Annotated in this window: 22 protein-coding genes and 1 riboswitch; of the genes, 16 read left to right on the forward strand and 6 right to left on the reverse strand. The window is 64.8% G+C overall.

The window, feature by feature from the left end; translation table 11 throughout:
- The first annotated feature begins 19 nt into the window (after positions 1-19).
- On the forward strand, positions 20-370 hold the full coding sequence (locus tag AC0WRY_RS16370) for a hypothetical protein (protein ID WP_212069105.1): 351 nt from the start codon (positions 20-22) through the stop codon (positions 368-370).
- A gap of 69 nt (positions 371-439) precedes the next feature.
- Here the strand turns inward: AC0WRY_RS16370 and AC0WRY_RS16375 are convergent, their stop codons facing one another.
- The 3 genes from AC0WRY_RS16375 to AC0WRY_RS16385 all read right to left on the reverse strand — a co-directional run bounded on the left by AC0WRY_RS16375 (position 440) and on the right by AC0WRY_RS16385 (position 4,002).
- The gene (locus AC0WRY_RS16375) at positions 440-826 is read right to left on the reverse strand and encodes a response regulator transcription factor (protein ID WP_259208191.1); all 387 of its coding nucleotides are present in this window, start codon (positions 824-826) and stop codon (positions 440-442) included.
- Between the two features lie 87 nt (positions 827-913).
- Complete coding sequence (locus AC0WRY_RS16380; RefSeq protein ID WP_211416887.1) at positions 914-1,579, reverse strand: response regulator transcription factor; 666 nt, start codon at positions 1,577-1,579, stop codon at positions 914-916.
- The gene (locus AC0WRY_RS16385; RefSeq protein WP_491123404.1) at positions 1,576-4,002 is read right to left on the reverse strand and encodes a PAS domain S-box protein; all 2,427 of its coding nucleotides are present in this window, start codon (positions 4,000-4,002) and stop codon (positions 1,576-1,578) included. The genes AC0WRY_RS16380 and AC0WRY_RS16385 overlap by 4 nt, the downstream gene beginning before the upstream one ends.
- A gap of 717 nt (positions 4,003-4,719) precedes the next feature.
- On the opposite strand from AC0WRY_RS16385, the gene AC0WRY_RS16390 reads away from it, so the two are divergent.
- The 3 genes from AC0WRY_RS16390 to AC0WRY_RS16400 are packed head-to-tail and all read left to right on the forward strand — an operon-like array spanning position 4,720 to position 5,645.
- Positions 4,720-5,115 carry a hypothetical protein gene (locus AC0WRY_RS16390; RefSeq protein ID WP_194407960.1) on the forward strand — a complete coding sequence of 132 codons (396 nt, stop codon included), beginning with the start codon at positions 4,720-4,722 and terminating at the stop codon, positions 5,113-5,115.
- Positions 5,112-5,300, forward strand: coding sequence for a hypothetical protein (locus AC0WRY_RS16395; protein WP_194408517.1), 189 nt, complete (start codon positions 5,112-5,114; stop codon positions 5,298-5,300). Before AC0WRY_RS16390 ends, AC0WRY_RS16395 begins: the two co-directional genes overlap by 4 nt.
- 42 nt (positions 5,301-5,342) lie before the next feature.
- A complete protein-coding gene (locus AC0WRY_RS16400; protein WP_246776480.1) occupies positions 5,343-5,645 on the forward strand; it encodes a hypothetical protein in 303 nt (100 codons plus the stop codon).
- 84 nt (positions 5,646-5,729) lie between these two features.
- Here AC0WRY_RS16400 and AC0WRY_RS16405 read toward each other — a convergent pair whose 3' ends face one another.
- Positions 5,730-7,931 carry a lytic transglycosylase domain-containing protein gene (locus AC0WRY_RS16405; RefSeq protein WP_491123405.1) on the reverse strand — a complete coding sequence of 734 codons (2,202 nt, stop codon included), beginning with the start codon at positions 7,929-7,931 and terminating at the stop codon, positions 5,730-5,732.
- Positions 7,932-8,247: 316 nt separating this feature from the next.
- Here AC0WRY_RS16405 and AC0WRY_RS16410 point away from each other — a divergent pair, with 316 nt between their 5' ends.
- The 9 genes from AC0WRY_RS16410 to AC0WRY_RS16450 all read left to right on the forward strand — a co-directional run bounded on the left by AC0WRY_RS16410 (position 8,248) and on the right by AC0WRY_RS16450 (position 19,177).
- The gene (locus AC0WRY_RS16410) at positions 8,248-9,984 is read left to right on the forward strand and encodes an adenylate/guanylate cyclase domain-containing protein (RefSeq protein ID WP_491123406.1); all 1,737 of its coding nucleotides are present in this window, start codon (positions 8,248-8,250) and stop codon (positions 9,982-9,984) included.
- Positions 9,985-10,089: 105 nt separating this feature from the next.
- Positions 10,090-10,281, forward strand: coding sequence for a hypothetical protein (locus AC0WRY_RS16415; protein WP_211416891.1), 192 nt, complete (start codon positions 10,090-10,092; stop codon positions 10,279-10,281).
- A 152-nt stretch (positions 10,282-10,433) separates the two neighbouring features.
- Entirely contained in the window at positions 10,434-10,643 is a 210-nt protein-coding gene (locus AC0WRY_RS16420) for a hypothetical protein (RefSeq protein ID WP_194407965.1), read from the forward strand.
- Between the two features lie 104 nt (positions 10,644-10,747).
- Positions 10,748-11,596: a fumarylacetoacetate hydrolase family protein gene (locus AC0WRY_RS16425; protein ID WP_491123407.1), complete on the forward strand. Its 849-nt coding sequence runs from the start codon at positions 10,748-10,750 to the stop codon at positions 11,594-11,596.
- 82 nt (positions 11,597-11,678) lie between these two features.
- Positions 11,679-11,936: a hypothetical protein gene (locus tag AC0WRY_RS16430; protein WP_194407967.1), complete on the forward strand. Its 258-nt coding sequence runs from the start codon at positions 11,679-11,681 to the stop codon at positions 11,934-11,936.
- A 46-nt stretch (positions 11,937-11,982) separates the two neighbouring features.
- Positions 11,983-12,196: riboswitch (cobalamin riboswitch) on the forward strand.
- A 114-nt stretch (positions 12,197-12,310) separates the two neighbouring features.
- Positions 12,311-14,548 carry a TonB-dependent receptor gene (locus AC0WRY_RS16435; RefSeq protein ID WP_491123408.1) on the forward strand — a complete coding sequence of 746 codons (2,238 nt, stop codon included), beginning with the start codon at positions 12,311-12,313 and terminating at the stop codon, positions 14,546-14,548.
- 73 nt (positions 14,549-14,621) lie between these two features.
- Positions 14,622-15,203, forward strand: coding sequence for a hypothetical protein (locus tag AC0WRY_RS16440; RefSeq protein ID WP_194407969.1), 582 nt, complete (start codon positions 14,622-14,624; stop codon positions 15,201-15,203).
- Between the two features lie 1,432 nt (positions 15,204-16,635).
- Positions 16,636-18,357 (forward strand): dihydroxy-acid dehydratase, encoded by a 1,722-nt coding sequence (gene ilvD / locus AC0WRY_RS16445; protein ID WP_194407970.1) that lies wholly within the window; start codon positions 16,636-16,638, stop codon positions 18,355-18,357.
- Entirely contained in the window at positions 18,344-19,177 is an 834-nt protein-coding gene (locus tag AC0WRY_RS16450; protein ID WP_194407971.1) for a tetratricopeptide repeat protein, read from the forward strand. The genes ilvD and AC0WRY_RS16450 overlap by 14 nt, the downstream gene beginning before the upstream one ends.
- Before the next feature lie 58 nt (positions 19,178-19,235).
- Here AC0WRY_RS16450 and xth read toward each other — a convergent pair whose 3' ends face one another.
- Positions 19,236-20,033, reverse strand: a complete 798-nt coding sequence (gene xth, locus AC0WRY_RS16455; protein WP_194407972.1) for an exodeoxyribonuclease III — start codon at positions 20,031-20,033, stop codon at positions 19,236-19,238.
- A 135-nt stretch (positions 20,034-20,168) separates the two neighbouring features.
- Between xth and AC0WRY_RS16460 the strand changes: the two genes are divergently transcribed.
- The gene (locus AC0WRY_RS16460; protein ID WP_491123409.1) at positions 20,169-22,511 is read left to right on the forward strand and encodes a hybrid sensor histidine kinase/response regulator; all 2,343 of its coding nucleotides are present in this window, start codon (positions 20,169-20,171) and stop codon (positions 22,509-22,511) included.
- On the opposite strand, the gene erpA is transcribed toward AC0WRY_RS16460, so the two are convergent.
- Positions 22,508-22,837, reverse strand: coding sequence for an iron-sulfur cluster insertion protein ErpA (erpA, locus tag AC0WRY_RS16465; protein ID WP_063194651.1), 330 nt, complete (start codon positions 22,835-22,837; stop codon positions 22,508-22,510). The genes AC0WRY_RS16460 and erpA overlap by 4 nt on opposite strands.
- A 130-nt stretch (positions 22,838-22,967) precedes the next feature.
- Between erpA and AC0WRY_RS16470 the strand changes: the two genes are divergently transcribed.
- Together AC0WRY_RS16470 and argS are read left to right on the forward strand one after the other, a co-directional pair.
- Complete coding sequence (locus AC0WRY_RS16470; protein WP_491123410.1) at positions 22,968-24,176, forward strand: deoxyguanosinetriphosphate triphosphohydrolase; 1,209 nt, start codon at positions 22,968-22,970, stop codon at positions 24,174-24,176.
- A gap of 9 nt (positions 24,177-24,185) precedes the next feature.
- Positions 24,186-25,976: an arginine--tRNA ligase gene (gene argS, locus AC0WRY_RS16475; protein WP_491123411.1), complete on the forward strand. Its 1,791-nt coding sequence runs from the start codon at positions 24,186-24,188 to the stop codon at positions 25,974-25,976.
- The last annotated feature ends 140 nt before the right edge of the window (positions 25,977-26,116 follow it).

The following is a 26,116-nucleotide window of genomic DNA, read 5'->3' on the forward strand; positions in this document are numbered from 1 at the left end:
CCTCTCGAAGAGGAGTAAGATGAAGTTGAAGACCATGTTGGCGGCGTCACTGTGTTCGATCGCCGCAGCCGCCAACGCAGCGCCGCCCGGCACCAGCATTGCCGACGCTGCGCAGCTGCACCAGGAGTACACTGACGTCGTGATTGCGTCGGAGCAGTGTCCGGGTGTCATACTGGATATCAAGAAGTGGGATGGCGAAGTCCGCAAGCTGGGCGGACCGGGGGTGCTGAAGGCGTTCGACGTTTCTGAACAGGGCGGAGCGTGGCGCGACAAGCGATACGACGAGTTCAAGGCGAACCCTGCCAAGCAGTGCGCCGAAGCGTTGGAGACCTACGGCCCCAAGGGCATGGGTCTGCTCCAGAGGAAGTGACACCTGCACCCAAGCGTCGTGCCGGCGATCCCACCGACAAGGCGGATTGAGCGCTTCGCCGGCGCCGCATCACATCGTGGCGTCACCGGGGCCCGACAGGGCCGTCTCCAGGCATTGAAGCAGGGTTGGCGTTGAGAACGGCTTGGCGAGAAAGCAGGTCGCACCGGCCTTCTGCGCGCGGTCGCGCACGGCCTCGTCCGGAAAAGCCGTCATGAAGATGAAGGGCGTGATGCGCCCGTGACTGCGCATATGCGTCAACAGCTCGACGCCGCTCATCACCGACATCTGCACGTCCGCGATCACGCAGGAGGTCGTCTCCAGTTCGGCGGATTGGAGAAATTCATGAGCGGAGCCAAAGGTGTAGACCGTGTATCCGCGCGACGTCAGGAGGTTGTTCGTCGCCAGGCGAACGGAGGCATCGTCGTCAATGACGGAAATGATCGAAGGCGCTGGCAATATGATCGCTCCTGAACGGCGAGCCGCCTGCCGCGGTTCAGCCGCCCGAGGCAAAGTGGGCCACCGGAGCGAGCTTGGAAAGCATACTTAGGTTTGCAAATGACCCCTGTCGCGCGGGATTCCGAGCGCGTCCGTCATTCTGACGAGATCGGCGAGCGACTTCGCCCCCATCTTCCGCATGATCTGTCCGCGATAGATTTTCACGGTGATCTCGGCCAATCCAAGCTGGGCGGCGACCTGCTTGTTCATCAGCCCGGATGCAACCAGGGCCAGGACGTCGCGCTCGCGTGCCGTCAGCGCCTCGAAACGGGATCGCATACCCGAGATCGACTTCTCCGCATCGCGGCGCTTGCGATCTCTCTCGATCGCCGCCTGCACCGCATCCAGCATGTCCTGGTCGCGCACCGGCTTGGTCAGAAAATCGACGGCGCCGCTTTTCATGGCTCTCACGGTCATGGGGATATCGCCATGACCGGTGATGAAGATGATGGGCGTGTGAATATTGGCCTTGGCGAGGTCCGCCTGGAGGTCGAGGCCGCTCGAGCCCGGCAGGCGGATGTCGAGCACGAGGCAACTGGGGACCGCGGGCGGTTTGGCTTCCATGATCTCCGCCGCCGAGCTGAAGGCTTCGACCTTGAGACCGACGGATTGAAAGAGATTGGTGAGCGCACGTCGCATCGACGGATCATCATCCACGATCAGTACGATCGGATCGCCGGCGCTCGGGCCGGCCTGCTTGGCATGGTCAGTCACGACGTGTCCTTGTGCGACAAGGGCAGGTCGATCTGGAATGTCGCACCGCGTCCCTCGTTTTGAAAGGCAGAAAGCCGGCCTGCGTGAGCCTCGATGATCGATCGGCAGATCGAGAGTCCCATGCCCAGACCGCCGGATTTCGTCGTGAAGAAGGGGCTGAAGATGCGCTCCTTGACGTGTTTGCCGAGACCGACACCGCGGTCCGTCACGGTGAGGAGCAGGCAGTCGTCGTCATCAGCACGACACGAGCGGATCGCCAGTTCGCGCGGACGATCGACATTGGCTTGCATGGCCTCGATGCCGTTCATCACGAGGTTGATCAGCACCTGCTGGAGCTGGATCCGGTCGCCGCAAACCTGAGGCAGGTCGGACGCCAGCTCCATGCGCACCGACACCCCATGGGTCGCGAGCTCGCGCCGAACGAGCGCCACCGCCTCCCTAACGACCTGGTTGATGTCGAGTGCAACGACTTCGATTTCGGTCTTCTTCGCAAGCGCCCTGATCCGGCGGATCACCTCGCTCGCGCGATTGGCGTCCTCGACAATCCATTCGGCGGAACGGCGCGCGGCTTTCAGATCGGCCGGTTCGCGGTCGAGCCAGGCGATGCAGGCGTCCGCGTTGGAGATCACCGCGGCAAGCGGCTGGGTGATTTCGTGGGCGATCGAGGTGGTGAGTTCGCCGAGCGTCGTGACGCGCGTGACGTGGGCGAGCTCGCCTTGTGCCTTGCGCAGCGCCTCTTCCGCCTGCTCGACGCGGATCGCCGCCGTGATGTCGCTGCTGACGCCGCGATAGCCGAGAAAATTGCCATTCGCGTCGTGAAATGGCTTGCCGCTGGTGCGCACGTAGATGGGAGATCCGTTGCGATCCTTGCTGCGGTAGATCAGATCGCGGAACGGAACGTGGGCATCGAGCGCCGCGCGATGCTGCTCCCATTTCTCCGGCTCGAGCTCGGCATCGGGTGGAATGTCCCAGCGGGGCAGGCCGATCACGCCCGTCGGCGGAGCGCTGGAGCTGTCGGCATGTTCCGATATCCTGGTGATGCGGTGGTCCGGCCCGGTCTCCCAGAACCAGTCCGATGCGGTCTCGGCGTAGTCGCGGAATCGCTGCTCGGATGACTTGAGCTCGTCGAATGCCTTGTGCAGCGCATCTTTCGCCGCGATTTGCTCGGTGACGTCCACGTGCGTACCGATGATTTCCATCACCTCGCCGTCGCTGCCCATCACGGGATGGCCCTCGCTGTGGATGCGCCTGATCGCACCGTCGGGGCGCGCGATCCGGAAGTCGACCTGGAAGGGCTGCTTCTGCCGAACCGCTTCACGCTCGACCTCGATAATCCGCCGAAAGTCCTCCGGCAGGATACGTTGCTGAAAAGCCTTGGCCGGAATATCGGTCTGGTCCGGCTCAAACCCGAACAGGCGGTAGAGCTCAGCCGATCGGTAGGCGAACTCCTGGCGATGAACGTCCCAGGCCCAGCTGCTGGTTTGGCTGAGGCGCTGGGCTTCGGTCAAATAGGCTTCGCTGCGCCGCAGCCGCTGTTCGGCTTCCTTGGCCATCGTGACGTCGGTCACCGCCCCGACGAACTCGATGCGCCCGGATGGATGTCGAACCGCGCGCGCCACGGAATGCAGATATTTGACCGACCCGTCGGGCATCAGCAGGCGGTATTGGTGGTCGAAATCCTCCGCCAGGCGGTAGGCCCGTTCGAGGGTGCTGCGGACCGTATCGCGATCTTCCGGATGGATGCGCTGGAAGACGAAGCCCAGGCTCGGCTTGGTCGCCGGATCACACTGGAAGATGCGGAAGGTCTCCCTCGACCAGACGGCTTCGCCGGTCGCAAAGTTCAAGCCGAAGCTGCCGGTGTGACTCAGTTCCTGGGCCTGGGCGAGGTAGGCCTCGCTCTGCCGCAGAGCATCCTCCGCTTCCTTGCGCTGGGTGATGTTCTCGCAGGCGACCAGCAGGATCGGCGTGCCGTCGCCGCGCAGCATCGCCTTGGCGTTTTCCCGGACCCAAAGCACCGACCCGTCCTTCCGGAACTTGCGAATCTCCCAGGTATGCGACTGGTCCACGGTCGTCAGGCACAAGGCGACGCATTGACGTACGAACTCGCGGTCTTCCTCGAAGAAGACGTTCAGCACGGATTGGCCGATCAGTTCGTCCGTCGTGTAGCCCAGCTGGGCGGCGCCGAACGTATTGACGTTGAGCACCGTTCCGGCGGGATCGACCATGAAGTACATGACGGGATTGTGCTCGAACACCTCGCGCCATTGCTTCACGGCATCACGCAGGTCGGTATTCTGCCGCGAGGCGTCTACGACGGCGGGGCCGTCCTTCTCGCCGTTGCCGAATGATCGAAGCGCCGCAAGGCCGCCGAGCAGGAATTGTGCGGCCGAACTCCCGATTTTCGTGATCTGGCCAGGCATCATCGCAATTGCCCCGGCTCGCTGGCGTCCAAGGTGAGTAGAGCACTTTGCCATTACAGGGGCAATTGCCTCCGACCAAAGTCGGATTGTCGGCAAAACTCCCGATTGCCGTGCAGCCTGCGCGCATTGCGCCGTCACGTTGCGCAGGTGAGCGGAAGTCCGCAAAACCACGGCACAAACCTACGTATAGCTCGCACAACCCTAGTTCTAGCGTGAATTTACCTCCGTACAATTGAGCGGTGCGTTGCAAGGAGCCTAGTCTTGCGGCCAATCGAGAGAAGTCGATTGCGGAGCACAAATTGCCGAAAAGCTCGGCGTGTTGCACCCGAAGAACCAGGCTCTGCGTCCGTTGCCCCGACTTGCCGCATGATTTGGCGGTCGCGATTGAGAAGCCGCATTTTCCGTGACGACCGTGGCGCCTCCTGCCTTTTGCGCAGGAGGAGGCCAGGACCCCAGAGGTCAAGAGGAGAGGATCATGTGCGATAGCCCCGATGACTCCGAGCGCCGTCTCGAGTCCAAAAGCTGCGCCCTCTGTGCCGGGAAGTTTGGCTTGATCCGATACTACTCCTGGCGGACGCCGCTCTGCTCGCGGAAATGCCTCGACCGGTTCAGGGCACGTCGCGAACGCGACCGCCGCTGGCTGTTCCAATGTCAGGTGGCATGAGGATCGGCCGCCGCACCTAACCCGTCAGGTTCATTTTCTCGTCCGGAGGCTGTGAGTTGAACCGAGGCTGCAAGCTCCTGTTGGCGATCACGCTGCCGCTTCCGCTGGCAACGGGCTTGAAGGCCGAGGACGCTGGACGGGATGGATCGCATCGTCACCATCCGCCTCAGGATCAAGCGCTGCACGAGAAGTTCTATTCGAACTGGCGCATGCCGGACAATCCGGTTCTGAGCTGCTGCAACAATGCGGATTGCTACCCGACCGAGATACGCTACGTCGAAGGCAAGATCTACGCCCGGCGCCGGGAAGACGGGAAATACATCCTGATCCCGTCCCAGAAGGTCGAGCGCAACAGGGACAATCCCGACGGCCGCAACCATATCTGCGCGCCGCCGCCGGCCGCCTCTCTGGTCGATACGGTCTACTGCTTCGCGCTGGGAGGTGCCACGTGAGATTCATATTGGTGAACGGCAGAACCCCGTTCCGCAAGACGTCGTGTCTGTGGTGCTGCGAGGAGATCGACGGTGGCTATCTGCGCGATGCCAGGACGCTGCTGCGCTACTGCGGCTACGAGTGCTACGCAATTCACCAGGAAGCGGCGCCGGTGATCCAGGAGCGTACGCGCGCGGCGTCCTGAGCAGACGGGCAGGAAAGAGGCGAGGACACGGCATTGAGATTCATGCTCGTCAATCAGGAACATCCCCGCCACGGCGCGGCCTGCAGCGCATGCGCCCGGCCGCTGGGTTCTAGTTACGTCCGGCAGGTGTCCAGGCAAGAGCGGTATTGCGGCTACGATTGCTACCGCCAGCAGACGGCCATGGACGTGCTGTGGCCTTACCGCAGCGCGATCGAGACGGTCGCGGTGCTGACGGCCATCACGAGCTGGAGCTGGATGATGCAGATGGGCGCGCTCTCGCGCTCATTGGCTGAGGCATATCTGCGCGTGCACAACCTTCGAACCCTGGAAGGAGGTGACGGCTAGCCTCACGATGCCGGCCGCGCAGATCCGTCGGCCGCAGTTCCCGCGTCTAGCTTCGCGCCGCGTCCAGCCCCGGCGGTCGCGAGGCTAGGGCGATGGGGCTGCGGCCGATGCCGTTGGTTCCGCGCTCACTTCGTGCGTCGTGACGCGCTGCTCGGATTTCGCGGCGATCATGCCGCTGCCCTCGAACCTTGCGCGGTAGACCAGCACGTTCTCGATCACGCGCTGGACGTAGTTGCGCGTCTCCGACAGCGGGATGCGCTCGACCCAGTCGACCGGATCGACATTGGGATCCCTGGGGTCGCCGCGGGCCTGCACCCATTCGCGCACCCGGCCACGGCCGGCATTGTAGCCGGCGAAGGTCATGATCTGGTTGCCGCGATATTCCGACAACAGCGCGCTGAGCTCGGCCGCGCCCATCTGCGTGTTGTAGACGGGATCGGAGACCATCTTGTCCCAGTCATAGGTCAGGCCGAAACGCTTGGCGGTATCGCGTCCCGCTTCCGGCGTCACCTGCATCAGCCCGACCGCGTTGGCGGCCGACTTGTCGCGCTGGTCGAACGAGCTTTCGGTACGCGCCACCGAATAGATCACGCTGGTCTCGATCGCAGGGGCGACCTGCCGGTGCTCGGGGATGCCGATGGTCGGAAACGCGTAATGGTCGAGCGCGAGCCCGCGCGCCAGCGCCGTCTTGCCGACCTCCAGCATGACGCGCGCATCGCTGCGCCGTCCGGCGAGCTCGCCGAGCGATTCCAGCGCGGTGACGTCGGTGCTCTCCTTGGCAAAGTCTTCGGCATAGTAGAACACCATGTCGCGCTCGCCGATGCCGTAGAGCATGTCGGCGGCACGCACGCGCTCGTCCGTGGGCGGCGTATCGGCGGCGGCCAGGACGGGCGAGGGCGGACGCAGCTCGATGCGGTCGAGGCCGAGCTTTGCACGGGCCAGCTGGCCGTAATAGGCGGTCGGATAGCGCGATGCCGCCCGATAGCTCATGCGCGCATCGGCCACAGCACCCATCGCCTCGGCGGCGCGGCCACGCCAGTAATGGGCGCGCGACAGCGCGATCGGATTGGCCGAGCCTTCGTCGATGGCGGCGAAGTGCACCATCGCCGTCCTGGGATCGTCGAGGAAGCGCAGCGCGATCCAGCCGCACATGAAGTGGTAGTCGACGCGGTAGACCTCCTTCTCCGGCACAGCCGCGGTGCGTACCACGTCGTAGGCGGTCTTCGCCTTGCCCTGGTCGAGCAGCTTGCGCGCAAGCAGGCGGCGCTCACGCCACCAGGCATCGGTATCCTGCGCCGCCATGGTCTCGGGTGCGGCGGCCAGGATCACCTCGGCGGCATCGTCGATGCGATCCTTCTGCAGGTGCCATTGAGCGCGGCACAGCACATAGCCGAGGTCGCGGCGTGCATCGGTCGCCACGTCGTCGAGATAATCCTTGGCCTTGCTGGCCTTGCCGGTCACGGCGGCGCAGGCCTTGACGATTGCGAGCGCATCCTCGCCGAGCCGTCTTGCGGCGCGGCGGGCGCCGGCGTAGTCCTTGGCGCCGAGCCGCCTGTCCATGCGGGCGCGATGATCGTCCGCAGTCAGGAGATCGCGGAACGCCTCGTAGGAATCCTCCTCGCTGCGCTCGGACAATTCGTCCGTGCGCCAGGCCTCGCGCACCAGCCGCGTGGCCCGGTCGGTATCGCCTTCGGCGAGCAGCACGCGGGCGAGCGCGAACTTGCCCTTGGCGCTGATCGGACGGTCCATCGTGAATGTGTGCACGATGGCGGCGTCGCTCTTCTCCTGCCACAGCCGCGCCTCGGCGCGGCGGCGCAGCAGGGTGCGGCTCGGCCAGTCCGGATTGGCGGCGAGGAAGGCGGCGTAGCGCTTGAAATTCGCCGTGCTCTCGGAATGGCGCAGCATGAACCAGTCAGCGAGCTTCTGCCCCGCAGGATCGGCAATGCGATCGCGCGCCGCGCTTGCGTCCTCGGTCTTGCCCTTGCGCGCGAGGTCGATTGCGTCCTTCAGCGCGGCGAGGTCGCCGGTCAGCGGCGGCGACGCCGGTTTGCTGGACGGCTCGTCGCTGCTCTTCGACTTGCGCTTGGCCTCGGCATGCTTGCCATTTGCTTGCTTGACATGCCGCGCCTTGCCGCTAGCTGCATGACGCGACTTGCCGGCTTTGGCCTCATGAGACTTCTTCGGCGCGGACGATTTGTGACTGCTCTTCGCCGCGAGCTCGGTCGGAAGGAGGGCCAATGCGGCCACGGCAACGACACACGCGAGCGAGCGTAGGCACTGGTTCATTCCATGGTCCCCCTGCGAAACCATTACAAACCAAGGTCCGCGACGACATGCGGCTTGAGAATCAAAGACGACGGCAAACGATGCCACGGCATCGTTTCGCATCCTTCACGCTGTCGCAACAATGCGGCAAAATACGGATTGGAACCGGGGAACTTGGGAAGGGACAGTCCCTTTAACCTTTGTTAACGCATTGGGCTCGCGCGCCGCTTGCCGACGGCTCACCGCGTCATGGATGCGCAGATGCGCGTGTTCCCTGGACCAAATCCGGTGTATTGAGTTCCCGGTTCCGTCCTTTCACCCTTTGCCCCCTGCACCTATGCCGATTTTCAACCAGTCGATCCGGCGCAAGATCGTCGGCATCGCCCTCGGATTGATCGTCCTGATGCTGGTCACCTCGGTCCTGTCGATGGTGATGTCGAGCCAGGTCGGCGTCCTCCTGGACGAGCTGACCAACCGCTACATCCCCGCCTACAGCCATCTCGCCCGCGCCAACATCCGTTCTCTGGAGCGGGCGCTGGCGCTGCGGCAAATGGTGATGACCCGAATGGGATCCTCGTCGGACGAGGAGGCCTATGCGGCGCGGCTTCGCGACTTCCAGGCATTGGACCGCAAGTTCGAGGAGGAGGCCGAGACCGCGCGCAAGCTCATCAACGCGATCATCGACGATCCCAGAACCTATTCCGACAATGCCGCGCTGGCGCGGCTCGACGTTCGGATCGAGAGTGCCGTCGCCGAGCTGCGGCGCGATCTGGACGAGGGCAATGCCAGACTGGTCAAGCAGGTCGACGCCAAGGACATGCCCGCGGCCCGCGGCACGCTGGAGCATCTCGATATCTTGCGCGATGCGTTCAACCGCAAGATCGACGCGATCCGCGCCGACATGCTGGCGCAGGTGTTCTTCTCGACGTCGCAGGTGATCAGCCGCCAGCATCAGGCGATCGTCGTTTCGGGCGTCGTGACCTTGCTCGCCGCGATCGTCGGCTTGGTCTTTGCGCTTCTGGTGTCCAGCGGCATCACGCGACCGGTGCGGCTGCTGCTCGCCGGCGCCCGCGAGGTCGAGGCCGGCCGCTTCGACAAGACCATCACCGTCTCAACCCAGGACGAGATCGGCGAGCTCGCCGCGGCCTTCAACCGCATGACCGAGCAGCTCCGCCACAACGAGCGGATCCGCGAGACCTTTGGCCGCTACATCGATCCCAAGGTGGTGCAGGGGCTGATCGACCGGCCGGAGGTCGCGATCGACGGCGAGCGCCGGGTCATGACCATCATGTTCTGCGACATGAGCGGCTTCACCTCGATGAGCGAAGGCATGACGCCGCGCGGCCTCGTCAGGGTGATGAACCACTATTTCACGGTGATGTCCGCGCCCATCCGAAGCAATCGCGGCGTCATCGACAAATATATCGGCGACGCCATCATGTCCTATTGGGGCCCGCCCTTCATCGAGGAGGGCGAGCAGGCGCTGCTTGCCGGCACCGCGGCCATCGAGATGGCCGACCAGGTGCCCGCGCTGCAGCGCCAGCTGCCGGACCTGCTCGGCATTCGCGCCATGCCCGCGCCGTGCGATTTGCGGATCGGCATCGCCACCGGCGAGGTGCTGACCGGCAGCATCGGCTCGGAGCTGATGATGAGCTTCACGGTGATGGGCGATGCCGTGAACCTGGCCTCGCGGCTGGAAGCCGTCAACAAGGTCTACGGCACCCGCATCCTGATCTCGCAGGCCACCGCCGAGGCGATCGGATCGCAGCTCGAGCTGCGCGAAATCGATCGCCTGGCAGTCGCCGGCCAGACCGCGCCGCAGACGATCTTCGAGGTGATGGCGAGGGCTGGCGCGCTCACGGATGCGCAATTTGGCTTGCGCACACACTATGCCGAGGCGCTCGCCGCCTATCGCGCCCGGCGCTTCGACGCGGCGCGCGCGGCCTTTGGCGCGGCGCTCGAAGCCGTCCCCGGCGACGGCCCCTCGCGCACGATGCTCGGCCGCATCGCGCAGTTCGAGGCGAGCCCGCCGGACCAGGGATGGGACGGCGCCTGGCGCCTCGACAGCAAATAGGCTGCCGCGCCGGAAAAATTGTTTCTACGGGATAACGATGTTCGCCGTGACCTATTTCCCGGGCTTAGGTTGGATGTCCTTGAGGCGTTTGATGGGGACACGCCGATGCCAGAACTTCAGGACAGGCTGGAACGGTTCGAGACGCTCACCGCCGAATGCGAGCTGATCGCCAAGCTCGCCACCGACAGCACCAAGCGCGAGTTCTATCTGAAGCTTTCGGAGCAGTACCGTCAGCTGGCGCTGGACATGCGGCAGGCGATCGCGACCAAGGCGGCGGAAACTCAGGCGGCGGCCTGAGGCCGGCTGCAATCCGTTCTTAACGTTTGGCGCGCATCCTGATGGCATGCGGGCGTCGCTGATCGGCGGTGCCCGTGTTGGGAAGGCCGGGGTTCGCTGCAATGCAGCGTGCGCCGTGAACGTCGTTTTGCCATGCCTCACAGGGCAATCCCATGCGCCTCGTTGCCGTGATCATCATCGCGCTCATGACGGCGGCCTGCGACCAGGAGCAGGACATCACCGGCTCGACGCCGGTCTGTCCCTTGCGGAACTACAGCTACAACCCCCGCGACATGAACCAGTGCGTCAATGCCTGTAAATCATGCGATCGCGGCACGACTGTCACCTGCACGACCTCCTGCAGCCTCAAGGGCGCGCGCTGAGCGCATCGCCTGCTGCCTTGCAGGGATCGCAACCGCGCCATCCCCGGCCGCCATCGTCCCCGCCATCTCGACCTGATAGGGTCGGTTGAGCAGGGGGACATCGGATGAAATTCGCAAGCTTCGAAATCAACAGCGCGGCGTCATGGGGTCTGGTGGAGGGCGACACCGTGGCCGATCTCGGCGCGGTGCTGCGCGATCGCTATCCAGATCTCAAATCGGCGATCGCCGCGGGCGTTCTGTCCGAGGTCGCCGCCGCGGCAGCCCGGGCGAGGCGCCATCCGCTGGCCAGCATCGCCTTCCTGCCTGTGATCCCGAACCCCGACAAGATCCTCTGCATCGGGCTCAACTATGAGAATCACCGCAAGGAGACCGGGCGTACCGAGGTCGAGAATCCCACCGTGTTCGGCCGCTTCGCCAACAGCCAGACCGGGCATCTCACCGACATCATCCGCCCGAAGGTCTCGACCCAGCTCGACTTCGAGGGCGAGCTCGCCGTCGTGATCGGCAAGGCCGGCCGCTACATCCCCCGCGCCGAGGCGTTCGGCCATGTGGCCGGCTATGCCTGCTACAACGAGGGCAGCGTCCGCGACTACCAGCGCCATACCCATCAGTTCACGCCGGGCAAGAACTTTCCCGCCACCGGCGCCTTCGGTCCGTTCCTGGTGACGCCCGACGAGGTCGGCGAGGTCGGGCCGCTGCGGCTGCAGACCCGGCTCAACGGCGAGGTGGTGCAGGACACCACCATCGATCAGATGATCTTCGATATCCCGCGCCAGATCGAATATTGCTCGCAGTTCACCCGGCTCGAGCCCGGCGACGTCATCGCCACCGGCACGCCGGGCGGCGTCGGCTCGCGGCGCACCCCGCCGCTCTGGATGAAGGCGGGCGATGTCCTCGAGGTCGAGATCGACAAGGTCGGCCTCCTTCGCAATGCCGTCGCCGACGAGGTCTAACGGAACCGGCGGTGCTAGGGCACCGGAACGATTCACGTGGGTTAGCCATTGAAGACGCGGGTAGGACGCGGAGTCCGATGGAATGGGTATGCTCGATCCCGGCCGATTTCTGGTGTCGTGCTCGCATTGCGATGCCTGGCCGATGGCGGCCAACGTGAAGCGGTCGAGCTGGTCGGCGTCGCCGCATGAGGTTCGCTTTGTCTGCACGCGCTGCCGCCGCGAGGAGACTGCGATCGTCTCGGCCTCCGGCGAATTGACCCCGATCAAGCGCGTCGATGTTCCGCCTCGCGATGTCGCTGCCGCCTGGGCCCAGGCCCAGCGTTTGCGAGGGCGGACTTGAGCCGCAGTTGCTACACCGACTGCCGATTGACTCTCCGGCGGAACGGCACGTAGATGATCGCGACGGTTCTCCTCATGGAGATCAAAAGGGAATGTGGTGCGGGGCGTCCCAACGCCGGGATTTGTCTCAACGCCACGGCTGCCCCCGCAACTGTAAGCGGTGAATCTTTCGTCCTGTGCCACTGGGAATCTCGGTCCTGGGAAGGCGACGCAAGGTAACGACCCGCGAGCCAGGAGACCTGCCGTCAGCCGTGGTCACACGCGAGGATGTCGGTCGGGGAGTACAGACATTGGCTTCACCGGAGCAGCCCATTGCTCTGCCGTGAAACCTCGTTCGCTGTGACGTGCCACCGACGTCATACCGAGGTTACAACATTGTCCCGTCTCGCTTCTGCTGCCCGGCGCCTCAGCGTAGGCCTGTTCGCATCGGTCTCGCTCCATTCGCTCGGTCTCTCCGCGGCCTTCGCCCAGCATGCTGTCGCCGAGCAGTTACCGCCGGTCGAGGTGAGCAAGCCCGACGATCAGAACCGCACGCGGGCCAGGGCGATCGGTGAGGGTGAGGCGACGAGGCCGCGGCGAGCCGCGAATGTCGCGCCGGCAGGCAATGGAACCGGCTCATCCGGCCCGGGCTCCGGGGCTGTCGCCGGTGACGGCGGCATCGTCGGAGCAGCCACGACCGTCATCACGGCCGCGGATATCGCGCATGCGCCGTCGCAGACGCTTGCCGAGATCATCGCCACGCAGACCCCGGGAGCCCAGATCACGACGTTCTATGGCGGGCAGATCGGCGCCAAGACCAGCGTGGACCTGCGGGGCTTCGGCGCCTTTGCCACCGCCAACACGCTGGTGCTGGTCAACGGCCGGCGGCTCAACGACGTCGACATGGCGCAGGTGGACCTTTCCACCATCCCGCTCAATTCCATCGAGCGTATCGAGATCACGCGCGGCAATTCCGGCGCGGTGCTCTATGGCGACAACGCGGTCGGTGGCGTGATCAACATCGTCACCAAGACCGGAAGCGGCGGACCGCCCGTGACCGCGCGCATCGAGGCCGGCTTCGGCTCGTTCAACACCAGGCTCGGCAATGTCTCGACCTCGCTCAATTCGGGGCCGTGGTCGACCTCGTTCTACGGCAATGCCGTCAGCACCGACGGCTATCGCGACAACAATCGCTATTCCCAGCAGAATGGCGTCGGCAATCTCAATTACACGACGCCGGGCCTCACGGCGTTTCTCACCGTCACCGGCGACAATCAGGAGCTGCGCCTGCCGGGCGGCCGCACCGTCGATCCCTCCATCGGCCTCGACGAGCTCAAGACCAGCCGGCGAGGCACGAGCACGCCGTTCAACTACGCCAACCAGCAGGGCATTAGCGCGACAGCCGGCTTCGCCAAGACCCTGGTCAACGGCGTCGATCTTATCGTCGACGGCGGTGTGCGCGACAAGAAGCAGCAGAGCGCGTTCTTCTCCAGCCCGGCGCCGGTTCCTGCCTTCTTCACCTCGACTTATGTCGATTCCAACCTGACGACGTGGTCGATCACGCCGCGGCTCAGTGTGAAGAGCCTGTTGCTCGGCATGCCGTCGCAGTTGCTGACCGGCATCGACTACTACGATGCGAGCTTCCGGCAGGACCGCGGCGCCGGGCAGGGGCTCGCCGCCTGGCACAATTACGACCTCAGGCAGCGGACGGTCGCCGGCTATTTCCAGCACACATTGGGAGTCGCGGCCACGACCGACATCTCCTACGGCGCGCGGGTGCAGAACGTCAGGCTTGCGGCACGCGACAATTTCGACGCGGCGGCGCCGTTCAACGCCGACATCGGCGCGTCGTCGCTGACCAGCGAGGAGACCCAATATGCGCTGCATCTCGGAGCCGAGCATCGCCTCAATGACATGGTCTCGCTGTTCGGCCGCGCCGCGCGCGCCTTCCGCACGCCTGACGTCGACGAGCGGCTGTCCTCGGGGCCGTCCTTCGATCCTCTGACCTTCGCCGCGATCCCGCAAACGTTCCAGCTCAAGACCCAGACCTCGCAGGACATCGAGGGCGGCCTGCGCATCAAGGGCGGCGGACTGCAGCTGCAGAGCAGCCTCTATCTGATGGACCTCACCAACGAGGTCCATTTCAACCCGGTCCTGTTCTACAACACCAACCTCGATCCGACCCGCCGCTACGGCTCGGAGACCAGCCTGTCCTACCGCGTCAACGACGCCCTGCTGCTGCGCTCCGGCATGGCCTATACCCGCGCGGTCTTCCGCGAAGGCGTTTGGGCCGGCAACGACGTGCCGCTGGTGTCGCGCTATACGGCAAGCGCCGGCGTCACCTGGAACATCTGGCAGAACTATCTGGTGCTCGATGCCACCGCGCGGTTCTGGAGCGAGCGGCGCATGGACAACGACCAGGCGGGCACGCAGAAGCCGATTCCGGCCAACGGCACGATCGATCTCAAGCTCAGCGGCCAGGTTGAGCGCTACTTTTGGTCGCTCAGCGTCAACAACGTGCTGAACGCGCTCTACTACGACTACGCCATCGCCAGCACCTTCACCGACGGCCGCTTCAGTGCCTATCCGCTGCCCGGCCGCTCCTATCTGCTCAAGGCCGGCGCGACGTTCTGATCAAGGCTTACACCTCGCTACGGCTGTCGCTCACCCTCAGATGAACTGGTATTCCTCAACAAGGAGATCATCCATGGCCCTCAGCATCCTGCCGTCTCACGGCGACGGCTTCCGCCTTCACCCGGTCGCGCCGCGCCTTGCGCCGATGTTCTGCCTTGCGCTGCTGACGGCATCATGCGCGCTCGCAAGCTTCGCTTTCGCCTGCGTCACGCCGTTTGCGGCCTTCGCCGTCGTTGCGGCGGCGATGCTGCCGCTGCGCCCGGCGCTGCTCGTCGTCACCGGCGCCTGGCTGGTGAACCAGACCATCGGCTTCGGCGCGCTGCACTATCCCGTTGACGCCGGTACCATCGCCTGGGGCTTTGTCATCGGCGCGGCTGCGCTGCTGGCGACGGCGATCTCGTCGATGGTGCCCGGCCTGCTGCCCCGGGGGCGCACGCCGCTGGTGCTCGCGATCATGCTCGTCACGGCCTATGCAGTTTACGAGCTCGCGCTGCTCGCCGCGACGCCGTTCCTGGGCGGCGAGGGCGCCTTCACCGTCGCCATCGTGACGCGCATCGCCCTGACCTGCGCCGTCTGGCTCGCTGGACTCGTTGCGGTATGCGAGATCGTCCGCCTGGTCGATCCGTTCAGACACAAGGGCGCAATGTCGGCCTGAGCGACGCCATCGTAGATCGTAGCCCGGGGAGCGTAGCGATACCCGGGACAGTGCTGGTGGAATCCCGGATGTCGCTCCGCTCATCCGGGCTACGCGGCCGTGCCCTGTGTCGGCCTCTGTCAACCCCTCGCCGCGAAAATATTCCACTTTACCGAAATTCGGTTTTGGCGCATATGTCGCCCATCCCGGCTCACCAGGAGGGGCGATCTCGAGGTCGTCTTGATCGCGAGCCGGGTTTGCGGTGGACGCGGCAGCGTCGGCATGAGAGGTGCGGGCAGGGCGGGTAGTCCCTGTGAGCCCGCGGCCGCGTGCAGACGAACGGCGCTGCTAGGCTTCGTCTCGCCTGTAAGTTTTCAGCTCCGTCGACAGGGCTGGAAATACTGCGGCGACATGGCGGGCCGTGCGTACGGCAAAACCGTGTGGTCCTGGCCGTCGTTGCTACGGTCAAGCCGGATCGAAGATGCGCGCGAGCCCAACCGGGTGGGCGGCATCATCCAATTCGAACGGCGAGGGAGGCCAAAGGAAAGTTCGGCTCCCGGGAGAGCGCGGCATAAGCCGTCCGACCATCGCGCAGGGAAGGCCGAGTGATCGGCACCACCTGTATGCTGCTGTGCGGTTTTCTGCGTGCGCGTGCAATTCGCGCAGCGGACCGCGGGTGCGATGTCAGCACCCGGCCTTCCCTGCGCCCTCTTGGATTTGAGGGACGAGAGATGAAGCAAAGCTCGGGCGAATTCAGCCGCGAGGCTGAGAAGCTGTGTCTGCTGCCACACAATAAGTGTCATCGCCCGGCTTGACCGGGCGATCCAGTACTCCGAGACGGCAGTGACTGAACCGATAAGCCGCAGCGTACTGGATTCCCCGCTTTCGCGGGGAATGACAGCGTCACTTGGAGAAGCAACTTGCCGCCTCATCCTCCGTCATTGCGAGCGCAGCGAAGCAATCCAGAATCCATCCAGGGAGAGACTCTGGATTGCAGATGCGAAGCAGCGTCCGGTCGACGGTGCGCTGCTGAGCCAGGACGCATCTCACCGCGACCTCCGGTGCAGTTTCTAGGTCCGGCGACACCAGTCTGTGGCAGAGGGGCCGACTCACGTACTTGCACCTCATCTCGAACCGGAGCGGCGTGCGCCCCTCGCATAGTGAAATCAAAGGTTGTGAGCTGCCGTCTGCGAGATGGTATTACAGTAAGCGAACCCGTGTCTTCCCGGTAACGATTGTGCTGTCGATGCAACACTCGGTTCCGATTTAACCTTCATCACTCGTGGTTCGCCTCACCGCCGCTTTTTGGCCACACCCAAACATGAATAAAATCGCTCTAATGTTCTAAGGGCAGCGGCGGTCCTCGAAGGCGACGAGAAAATCCCAAGGTCGATTCAAATCTTGGCTCTGATTTTTCGCCTCTGAAAGGGTTCACCGGGGAAACTGGTTTGCGATGGGCGCCAAGATTGACAAGCAGAGGCTGCCAAGCCGTCACGTGACGGAAGGCCCTGCGCGCGCGCCCCATCGGTCCTATTTCTACGCCATGGGTCTGACCACCGAGCAGATCCACCAGCCCTTCGTCGGCGTCGCCTCCTGCTGGAACGAGGCCGCTCCCTGCAACATCGCGCTGATGCGTCAGGCCCAGGCGGTGAAGAAGGGCGTGGCGTCGGCCGGCGGCACCCCGCGCGAATTCTGCACCATCACCGTGACCGACGGCATCGCCATGGGCCATGACGGTATGCGCTCCTCGCTGCCGTCGCGCGAATGCATCGCCGATTCCGTCGAGCTCACCGTTCGCGGCCACGCCTATGATGCCCTGGTCGGGCTCGCCGGCTGCGACAAGTCGCTGCCGGGCATGATGATGGCGATGGTCCGTCTCAACGTGCCCTCGATCTTCATCTATGGCGGCTCGATCCTGCCCGGCACATTCCGCGGGCAGCAGGTCACCGTGCAGGACATGTTCGAGGCGGTCGGCAAGCACTCGGTCGGCGCGATGTCGGACGAGGACCTCGACGAGATCGAGCGCGTGGCGTGCCCCTCGGCGGGCGCCTGCGGCGCGCAGTTCACCGCCAACACCATGGCGACCGTCTCCGAGGCGATCGGCTTGGCACTGCCTTACTCGGCCGGTGCGCCTGCACCGTATGAGATCCGCGACGCCTTCTGCATGACCGCCGGCGAGAAGGTCATGGACCTGATCGCTCAGAACATCCGGCCGCGCGACATCGTTACCCGCAAGGCCCTGGAGAACGCCGCCGCCGTGGTCGCGGCCTCCGGCGGCTCGACCAATGCTGCGCTGCACCTACCGGCGATCGCGCATGAGTGCGGCATCAAGTTTGACTTATTCGACGTCGCCGAAATCTTCAAAAAGACACCATATGTCGCGGATTTGAAGCCGGGTGGCCGTTATGTCGCCAAAGACATGTTTGAAGTAGGTGGCATACCGCTTCTGATGAAGACGCTGCTCGACAACGGCTTCCTGCACGGTGATTGCCTTACCGTCACGGGCCGCACGATCGCTGAAAACCTCAAGAGCGTGAAGTGGAATCCGCACCAGGACGTGGTGCACCCGGCAGACAAGCCCATCACCGTGACAGGCGGTGTGGTCGGCCTGAAGGGCAATTTGGCGCCAGAAGGTGCGATCGTGAAAGTCGCGGGAATGTCCAACCTCAAGTTTACCGGTCCGGCCAGGTGCTTCGACCGCGAGGAGGATGCTTTCGAGGCGGTCCAGCAGCGCACCTACCGCGAAGGCGAAGTCATCGTGATCCGCTACGAGGGGCCGAAGGGCGGCCCCGGCATGCGGGAAATGCTCCAGACCACCGCGGCGCTGACCGGCCAGGGCATGGGCGGCAAGATCGCGCTCATCACCGACGGCCGCTTCTCCGGCGCCACCCGCGGCTTCTGCATCGGCCATGTCGGGCCGGAAGCTGCCATTGGCGGCCCGATCGGGCTGCTCGAGGACGGTGACATCATCGAGATCGATGCGGTCAATGGGACCCTTAACGTTAAATTGAGCGACGCCGAGCTCGCCCAGCGCAAAACCAAATGGAGCGCTCGCGCGACTAACCACACGTCGGGTGCGCTCTGGAAATATGCTCAGCAGGTTGGACCAGCGGTCGGGGGGGCAGTGACCCATCCGGGCGGCGCGCACGAGAAACAGTGTTATGCGGACATCTAGGCGTGCCATAGTTGCGTTTGTGTTGGGGGTCAGTGCGCTGGCCGCGCCGGCGCTTGCCTTCGACGGCGCTCCGGTCAACCCGAAGGATGCGACCATCCCGGTCGTGACCACGTTGCCGGGGACCGCGGCGACCATGCGCGGCAGGATCGCGCCGGCGACCGCGCCGCAGGAGACCTCGCTCAGTGCGCTGCAATATGCCGCCGAGGGTGGCCACCCCATCGCGCAGTGGAAGCTTGGCCGCATGTACGCCAATGGCGACGGCGTCGCCCAGGACGATCTGCGCGCCTTCGAATATTTCAGCCGGATCGCCAACGCGCATGCCGAGGACAGCCCGTCGGCGCCGCAGGCGCAGATCGTGGCCAACGCCTTCGTCGAGCTCGGCCGTTACTATCTCAGCGGCATCCCGAACTCGAAGGTCAAGTCGGATCCGGAGCGGGCGCGTGAGATGTTCTCCTATGCCGCGTCCTATTTCGGCAATGCCGATGCGCAATACGATCTCGCCCGGCTGTACCTGAAGACGCCGGACGCCTCGCGTGAGGATTTCCGCTATGGCGCACGCTGGCTCGGTCTTGCCGCGCAGAAGGGCCAGCACGAGGCGCAGGCGCTGCTCGGCCAGATGCTGTTCAACGGCGACCGTCTGCCGCGGCAGGCCGCGCGCGGCCTGATGTGGCTGACCCTGGCGCGCGACAGCGCCGGCACCGCGGAGACCTGGATCAAGGAAAGCTACAACCGCGCCTTCGCCAAGGCCTCCGACGACGACAAGGCCATGGCCCTGCAATTGCTCGAGCAGTGGGTGCAGGACGGCGGTAATCGGCGCTGAACGCCGGTCATTCCGGGTCTGATGCTTTGCATTGCCGGGGAATGACGACGCGGATGGCCTACGCCGCCTCGAGATCCAGATCCGCCCACACCGGCACATGGTCCGACGGCTTCTCCCAGCCGCGCACATAGCTGTCGATCCCGACATTGGCGAGCTTGTCGCTGGCCTGCGGCGACAGCAGCAGATGGTCGATCCGCAGCCCCTGGTTCTTCTGCCAGGCGCCGGCCTGGTAGTCCCAGAAAGTGTAGAGCCCGCCTTCGTCGGTGACGGCCCGCAAGGCATCGGTCAGGCCCAGGCCGAGCAGGGACTGGAAGCTCTCCCGCGTCTCGGGCTTGAACAGCGCGTCCTCGGTCCAGGCGGCCGGATTGTGCACGTCGCGGGCATGCGGGATGACGTTGAAGTCGCCTGCCAGGATCAGCGGCTCCTCGGTCTTGAGGCGCTCCTTCGAATAATCAAGAAGCCGGGACATCCATTTGAGTTTGTAGGGATATTTCTCCGTCCCGACCGGATTGCCGTTGGGCAGATAGAGGCAGGCGATGCGCAGCACCCCTCGCTTCAGCGTCACGACGCCCTCGAGGAAGCGGGCATGGGCGTCCTCGTCGTCGCCGGCGAGGCCCGACTTGGTCTCGTCGAAGCGGAGCTTGGAGAGCAGGGCGACGCCGTTGAAGGTCTTCTGCCCGTGCGTGACCACGTTGTAGCCGAGCGCCTCGATCTCCAGCCGCGGAAAGGCCTCGTCGACGCATTTGATCTCCTGGAGGCAGACGATGTCCGGCTGGCACTCCTTCAGCCAGGTCAGCAGCAGGTCGATCCGCTGCCGGACCGAGTTCACGTTCCAGGTGGCTACTCTGATGGGCATGTCGGCAGGCTCCGGACCAAGGGCCATGGTTAGAACAAACTGCAAACGCGCCCGTCAAGGATGCCGCAAAATCTCCCACAAAATTAACCCGGCTTAAGCAGGCCTCAGGCCATTGATCGTCAAAAGGTTCCTCGGATGGGATGGCCGGACAAGTCGATGAAGCAAAGCGAGCCGCGTGACGGCCTGATCGGCGCGTTCCTGTATTGGCTCGGCGGCTTCGAGATCGAGGACGGCCTGACCGCCGGTCTCAGCGAGCGCGAAATCCGCCGCATCCGCGCCAAGCAGATCGACGCCGTGACCCAGCTGATCCCGGTGACCATGGCGGTGACGATGCTGAACGTCGCCATCGTGCTGATCCTGTTCTGGGGCCGCGGCTGGAACGACTTCCTCGCGATCTGGGGCCTGACGCTCGCCACCACCGCTTCGCTCGCGGTGCGCTCGTGGCGGAGGTCGCATCAGAACCCGCCGCAGGAGGCCTCGCCCCGCGCCGCGCGGCAGATGCTGCGGCAGGCGGTGTTTCTCGCCGCGATCTGGGGCGCGCTGCCGCTCGCGCTGTTCAACCACATCGAGCCGACCAGCCAGCTGATCCTGGCCTGCCTGATGGTCGGCATGATGTCGGGCGGCGCCTTCACGCTGTCGACGTTCCCGCGTGCCGGCCTCGTCTATCTCGCCACCATGACGGTGGCCTGCGCCGGGGCGCTCCTGCTCTGCGGCACCGGGCCCTACCTGGTGACGGCGGTGTTCCTGCTGCTGTTCGCATTTTTCATGGCGCGCAACATCGTCTCGCAGGGCAATCTGTTCCTCGGCAATCTCAAGGCCCAGCTCGAACTGGAGCGGCAGACCGAGATCATCTCGCTGCTGCTGAAGGACTTTCAGGAGAACGCCAGCGACTGGCTGTGGCAGACCGATGCCGAAGGGCATCTGGTCGACGTGCCCGAGCGCTTTGCCGCCGTCGCGCAGCTGCCGCTTCCGCTGCTGAAGGGATCGCATTTCGCCGACGTGCTCGACATGCTCTGCCCCGAGGACAAGAGCGCGGCCTACAACGTCGTCGGCCTGATGGAGCAGAACGAGCCGTTGCACGAGATGAACATCAAGGTCGTCGCCGGCGGCGAGGCGCGGCTGTGGTCGCTGACGGCCAAGCCCGCCTATGACCGCGAGGGACATTTCCTCGGCTATCGCGGCTTCGGGCGCGACGTGACCGAGCGCTGGCGCGCGGAAAAGGCCGAGGCCGAGAGCCGCGCCAAGTCCGACTTCCTCGCCGTGATGAGCCACGAGATCCGCACGCCCATGAACGGCGTGCTCGGACTTGCCAGCATGCTGCTCGAAACCAGGCTCGATCCGGAGCAGCGCGAAGCGGTCACCACGATCCGCGAATCCGGCGACAATCTCCAGCGCATCCTCAACGACATCCTCGACCTCTCCAAGCTCGAGGCCGGACGCTTCCAGTTCGAGGCGATCGATTTTGCTCCGCAGACCTTGGTCGAGACGGTCGCAAACGTCGCGCGCGCGAGCGCCCACAGCAAGGGCAAGAGCAAGGGATTGGCAATCAAGGTCGAGCTCGATCCGAACCTGCCGCCGACGCTGCGCGGCGACGCCGCGCGCATCCGCCAGGTGCTGCTCAACCTCGCGTCCAACGCGGTGAAATTCACCGATGAAGGCGAAGTGACGATCTCCGCAACCTGTCAGGCGCGCCGCGACCTGCTGGCGACCGTGGAATGGGCGGTCACCGACAGCGGCATCGGTATCGCCTCCGAAAAGCTCGGCCAGCTCTTCAGCGATTTCGCACAGGCCGATGCCTCGATCAGCCGCCGCTTCGGCGGCACCGGGCTTGGGCTTGCGATTAGCAGGCGCATCATCGAGCAGATGGGCGGCACTATCGGCGTCACCTCGACGCCGGGGCAGGGCTCGACCTTCCGTTTCACGCTGGTGCTGCCCTGGAGCCAGGCGCAAGCCTCCGACCAAGCGTCCAGTCGCGACGAGGCCGAGGAGCTCAAGGCTCGCATCGCCAGCCTCGATCGGCCGCTGAAGGTGCTGGTCGCCGAGGACGATGCGGTCAACCGCATGGTCGTGAGCAAGATGCTGGGGGCCTTCGATGTCGAGCTGCGGGTCGTCACCGACGGTACCGAGGCGGTCGCGGCGGCCTCCGAAGGCGATTACGACGTCATGCTGATGGACGTGCGCATGCCCGACATGGACGGGCTTGCCGCCACCCGCGCGATCCGCGCAGCGGGCGGGCGCTTCGAGACCCTGCCCATCGTCGCGCTGACTGCCAACGCCTTCCCCGAGGACGTCAGGATCTGTCGCGAGGCCGGCATGTCGGACTTCCTCGCCAAGCCGCTGCGCAAGCCGGCGCTGGTCGCGGCCCTGCTGCGCGCGCTGGACGGACATGTGATGACTGAGGACGCGCCACTCCAGCCGGAGCTGATGCCGGTCGAGGTGGAGTGGACGGACGAGGAGAGGCAGATAACGGGCGCTTAGACCGAGAAGCTGGTCCCGCAGCCGCAGGACGCGGTGGCGTTGGGATTGTTGACGCGGAACGAGGCGCCGATCAGATCGTCGACGAAATCGACCTGCGATCCCTCCAGGAACGGCTGCGAGGCGGAATCGACCAGCACCACCGCATTGTCCTGCTCGATCACGAGATCGTCGTCGGTCCGCGCGCGGTCGATGTCGAATTTGTACTGGAAACCCGAGCAGCCGCCGCCTTCGACGGAAATGCGCAGCATCGCACCAGAGCCTTCGCCCTTGAGGATCTCCCCAATCCGGCGGGCGGCCCGGTCACTGATGGTCACGGCAGTGGTCATTGCTGGTCTCCGAATAGTCCCGTCGTCCCGCGGTCACACTGGGGTCTTGCCCATTTCATTTGGTATCCCGCGTCCGGCATAGTTAAGTGCAAGGATACGCAGAATCAAATGGATAGGGACTAAATTCGTCGTGTCCGTCGGAATGGCAGCCCCCCGCGCGCCCTATGCCTGCGATCCCGACCGCAGCCGCGGCCGGCTGGTCGTGGAGCCGCCGAGCCGGACCCGCAGCCCGTTCCGGCGGGATTGCGACCGGGTGATCCATTCCACCGCGTTTCGCCGCCTGAAGTACAAGACCCAGGTGTTCGTGTTCCACGAGGGCGATCACTACCGCACCCGCCTGACCCATTCGCTGGAGGTGGCGCAGATCGCCCGCGCGCTGGCCCGGCAGCTTGGCCTCGACGAGGACCTCACCGAGACCCTGGCGCTCGCCCACGATCTCGGTCATCCCCCGTTCGGCCATGCCGGCGAGCGGGCGCTGGACGCCTGCCTGAAGGAGTTCGGCGGCTTCGACCACAACGCCCAGACGCTGCGTGTCGTCGCCTCGCTGGAGCATCGCTATCCTGAATTCGACGGGCTCAATCTGACCTGGGAGTCGCTGGAGGGCATCGTCAAGCACAACGGTCCGCTGACCGACCGTAGCGGCACGCCGGTCGGACGCTATCGCGAGCACGGCGTTCCCGTCGGTATCGCCGACTACATCAGGACCTACGATCTCGAATTGTGGAGCTTCGCCGCGCTGGAGGCGCAGGTCGCCGCCATCGCCGACGACATCGCCTATGACGCCCATGACATCGACGACGGCCTGCGCGCCGGCCTGTTCCATCTCGACGATCTCAAGGTGATGCCGCTCACGGCCGAGATCATCGCCGAGACTTCGGCGCATTACCCTGACCTCGAAGACCTCAGGCGCGGCGCCGAGCTGGTCCGCGAGCTGATCTCGCACCTGATCGGCGCGGTGTTCGCCGAGGCGCAGAAGAACCTCGCCGCGGTGAAGCCGCAATCGGCGCAGGACGTGCGCCAGCAGCGCCGGGCCCTGGTCGCGTTCCCGGCCGAGGTCGCCGAGGAAGAGGCGGCCATCAAGCGCTTCCTCTACCAGCACATGTACCGCCACAAGCGGGTGATGCGGGTGATGGGCGAGGCGGAGCAGATCCTGTTCGACCTGTTCGCCAAATACCTGCAATCCCCCGGCGAGCTGCCGCCGGAATGGCTGCTCGGTGCGGAAGCGGACAACGAGGGCGACCGGGCGCGCCGGATCGGCAATTTCATTGCCGGAATGACCGACCGTTTCGCCCTGACCGAGCACCAACGGCTTTTTGACTCGACCCCGGATTTGCGTTAGGCGGCGGCCATGCCCCAGACATCCTCATCCCTGCATTTGTTCGCCGACGTGCTTGCACGCGTGCATGCCGCCTGCCGCACGCTTGCGGCGGAAGCCAACTGGCCCGAGGGCGTCGATTTCGCGCGCGTGGTGGTCGAGCCGCCGCGCGATGCCTCCCATGGCGACATGGCGACCAACGCCGCGATGGTGCTGGCGAAAGAGGCGAAGGCAAAGCCGCGCGAACTCGCCGAGCAGATCGCCGAGCGGCTGCGGGCGGATGCGCTGATCGCCAAGGTCGACGTCGCCGGTCCCGGCTTCATCAATCTGACCTTGAAGCCGGCGGCCTGGGCCGAGGCGCTTCGGACGGTGCTGCGCGAGGCCGCCGATTACGGCCGCGTCCGTGGTGGCTCCAAGGTGAATGTGGAATACGTCTCGGCCAATCCGACCGGGCCGATGCATGTCGGCCATTGCCGCGGCGCCGTGTTCGGCGACGCGCTGGCGAGCCTGCTTCAGTTCGGTGGCCACGACGTCACGCGCGAATATTACATCAACGACGCCGGCGCCCAGGTCGACGTGCTCGCCCGCTCCGCGTTCCTGCGCTATCGCGAGGCGCTCGGCGAGGACATTGGTGCGATCCCGGAAGGGCTCTATCCCGGCGATTATCTGAAGCCGGTGGGACAGGCGCTTGCGAAGGAGCACGGCGACAAGCTCCTCGCAATGAGCGAAGCCGCGTGGCTGCCGACGGTGCGCGCCAAGGCGATCGCGATGATGATGGACGAGATCAAGGACGATCTCGCCGCGCTCAACATCCGCCACGACGTATTCTTCTCGGAACGCTCGCTGATCGAGGGCGGCAACAACAAGGTTGCCGAGACCATCGATTTCCTGAAGGCCAAGGGCGACATCTACGAAGGGCGCCTGCCGCCGCCGAAGGGCGCACCGGTCGAGGACTGGGAAGATCGCGAACAGTTGCTGTTCAAGGCGACCGCTTATGGCGACGACGTCGATCGTCCGCTGATCAAGTCGGACAATTCCTACACCTACTTCGCCTCCGACATCGCCTACCACAAGAACAAGTTCGACCGTGGTTTTGCGGAGATGATCGACGTCTGGGGCGCCGACCATGGCGGCTACATCAAGCGCATGCAGGCGGCGGTGAAGGCGACGACGTCGGGCAAGGGCTCGCTCGACGTCAAGATCGTCCAGCTCGTGAAGCTGCTGCGCAATGGCGAGCCGGTCAAAATGTCCAAGCGGAGCGGGGACTTCGTCACCTTGCGTGAGGTGGTGGATGAAGTCGGCCAGGACGCCGTCCGCTTCATGATGCTCTATCGCAAGAACGACGCGGTGCTCGACTTCGATCTCGCCAAGGTCATGGAACAGTCGCGCGACAACCCCGTGTTCTACGTGCAGTACGGCCACGCCCGCGGCCACTCGATCTTCCGCAACGCGCGGGCCGAAGTGTTCCCGGAACTGCCGGAAGACGCCGACAAGCGGATCGCGTGGCTCAGTGAGTCGGCGGTGGAGCGGTTGTCAGACCCGGTCGAGCTTGAACTTCTCAAGCGCCTCGCAATATATCCTCGCATGCTCGAAGCCGCCGCCGCGGCCCACGAGCCGCACCGAATTGCCTTCTATCTCTATGATTTAGCCAGCGAATTTCATGCACTTTGGACGAAGGGGCGCGATTTGCCCTATTTACGCTTCATTATCAATAATGATGCAGATCTAACAAAGGCGCGGCTGGCCATGGTCCAGGGCGTCGTCTCGGTTCTGGCATCGGGCCTCGCCATCCTCGGCGTCCATGCTCCGAACGAGATGCGGTAGTTTGGGGCGAACTACTTAAGGGGAATTCGGGGGTAACCGGCAGAAGCCGGATCGCTTAGACTTGGTTGAAAGCCTTGTGGGTCGAAAGCCGTGCCTTGGTCGAGGGGCGCGCGGCTTTCCCGAAGGGACGCATCATCACG

Source organism: Bradyrhizobium sp. T-12 (assembly GCF_058314695.1).

Coding starts and splice junctions, on each gene's coding strand:
- AC0WRY_RS16425 (WP_491123407.1), top strand. CDS start 10,748: ATGAAATTCGCAAGCTTCGAAATCAACAGCGCGGCGTCATGGGGTCTG.
- AC0WRY_RS16440 (WP_194407969.1), top strand. CDS start 14,622: ATGGCCCTCAGCATCCTGCCGTCTCACGGCGACGGCTTCCGCCTTCAC.
- AC0WRY_RS16430 (WP_194407967.1), top strand. CDS start 11,679: ATGGGTATGCTCGATCCCGGCCGATTTCTGGTGTCGTGCTCGCATTGC.
- AC0WRY_RS16450 (WP_194407971.1), top strand. CDS start 18,344: ATGCGGACATCTAGGCGTGCCATAGTTGCGTTTGTGTTGGGGGTCAGT.
- AC0WRY_RS16385 (WP_491123404.1), bottom strand. CDS start 4,002: ATGATGCCTGGCCAGATCACGAAAATCGGGAGTTCGGCCGCACAATTC.
- ilvD (WP_194407970.1), top strand. CDS start 16,636: ATGGGCGCCAAGATTGACAAGCAGAGGCTGCCAAGCCGTCACGTGACG.
- AC0WRY_RS16370 (WP_212069105.1), top strand. CDS start 20: ATGAAGTTGAAGACCATGTTGGCGGCGTCACTGTGTTCGATCGCCGCA.
- erpA (WP_063194651.1), bottom strand. CDS start 22,837: ATGACCACTGCCGTGACCATCAGTGACCGGGCCGCCCGCCGGATTGGG.
- AC0WRY_RS16420 (WP_194407965.1), top strand. CDS start 10,434: ATGCGCCTCGTTGCCGTGATCATCATCGCGCTCATGACGGCGGCCTGC.
- AC0WRY_RS16405 (WP_491123405.1), bottom strand. CDS start 7,931: ATGAACCAGTGCCTACGCTCGCTCGCGTGTGTCGTTGCCGTGGCCGCA.
- AC0WRY_RS16410 (WP_491123406.1), top strand. CDS start 8,248: ATGCCGATTTTCAACCAGTCGATCCGGCGCAAGATCGTCGGCATCGCC.
- AC0WRY_RS16415 (WP_211416891.1), top strand. CDS start 10,090: ATGCCAGAACTTCAGGACAGGCTGGAACGGTTCGAGACGCTCACCGCC.
- argS (WP_491123411.1), top strand. CDS start 24,186: ATGCCCCAGACATCCTCATCCCTGCATTTGTTCGCCGACGTGCTTGCA.
- xth (WP_194407972.1), bottom strand. CDS start 20,033: ATGCCCATCAGAGTAGCCACCTGGAACGTGAACTCGGTCCGGCAGCGG.
- AC0WRY_RS16460 (WP_491123409.1), top strand. CDS start 20,169: ATGGGATGGCCGGACAAGTCGATGAAGCAAAGCGAGCCGCGTGACGGC.
- AC0WRY_RS16400 (WP_246776480.1), top strand. CDS start 5,343: ATGCTCGTCAATCAGGAACATCCCCGCCACGGCGCGGCCTGCAGCGCA.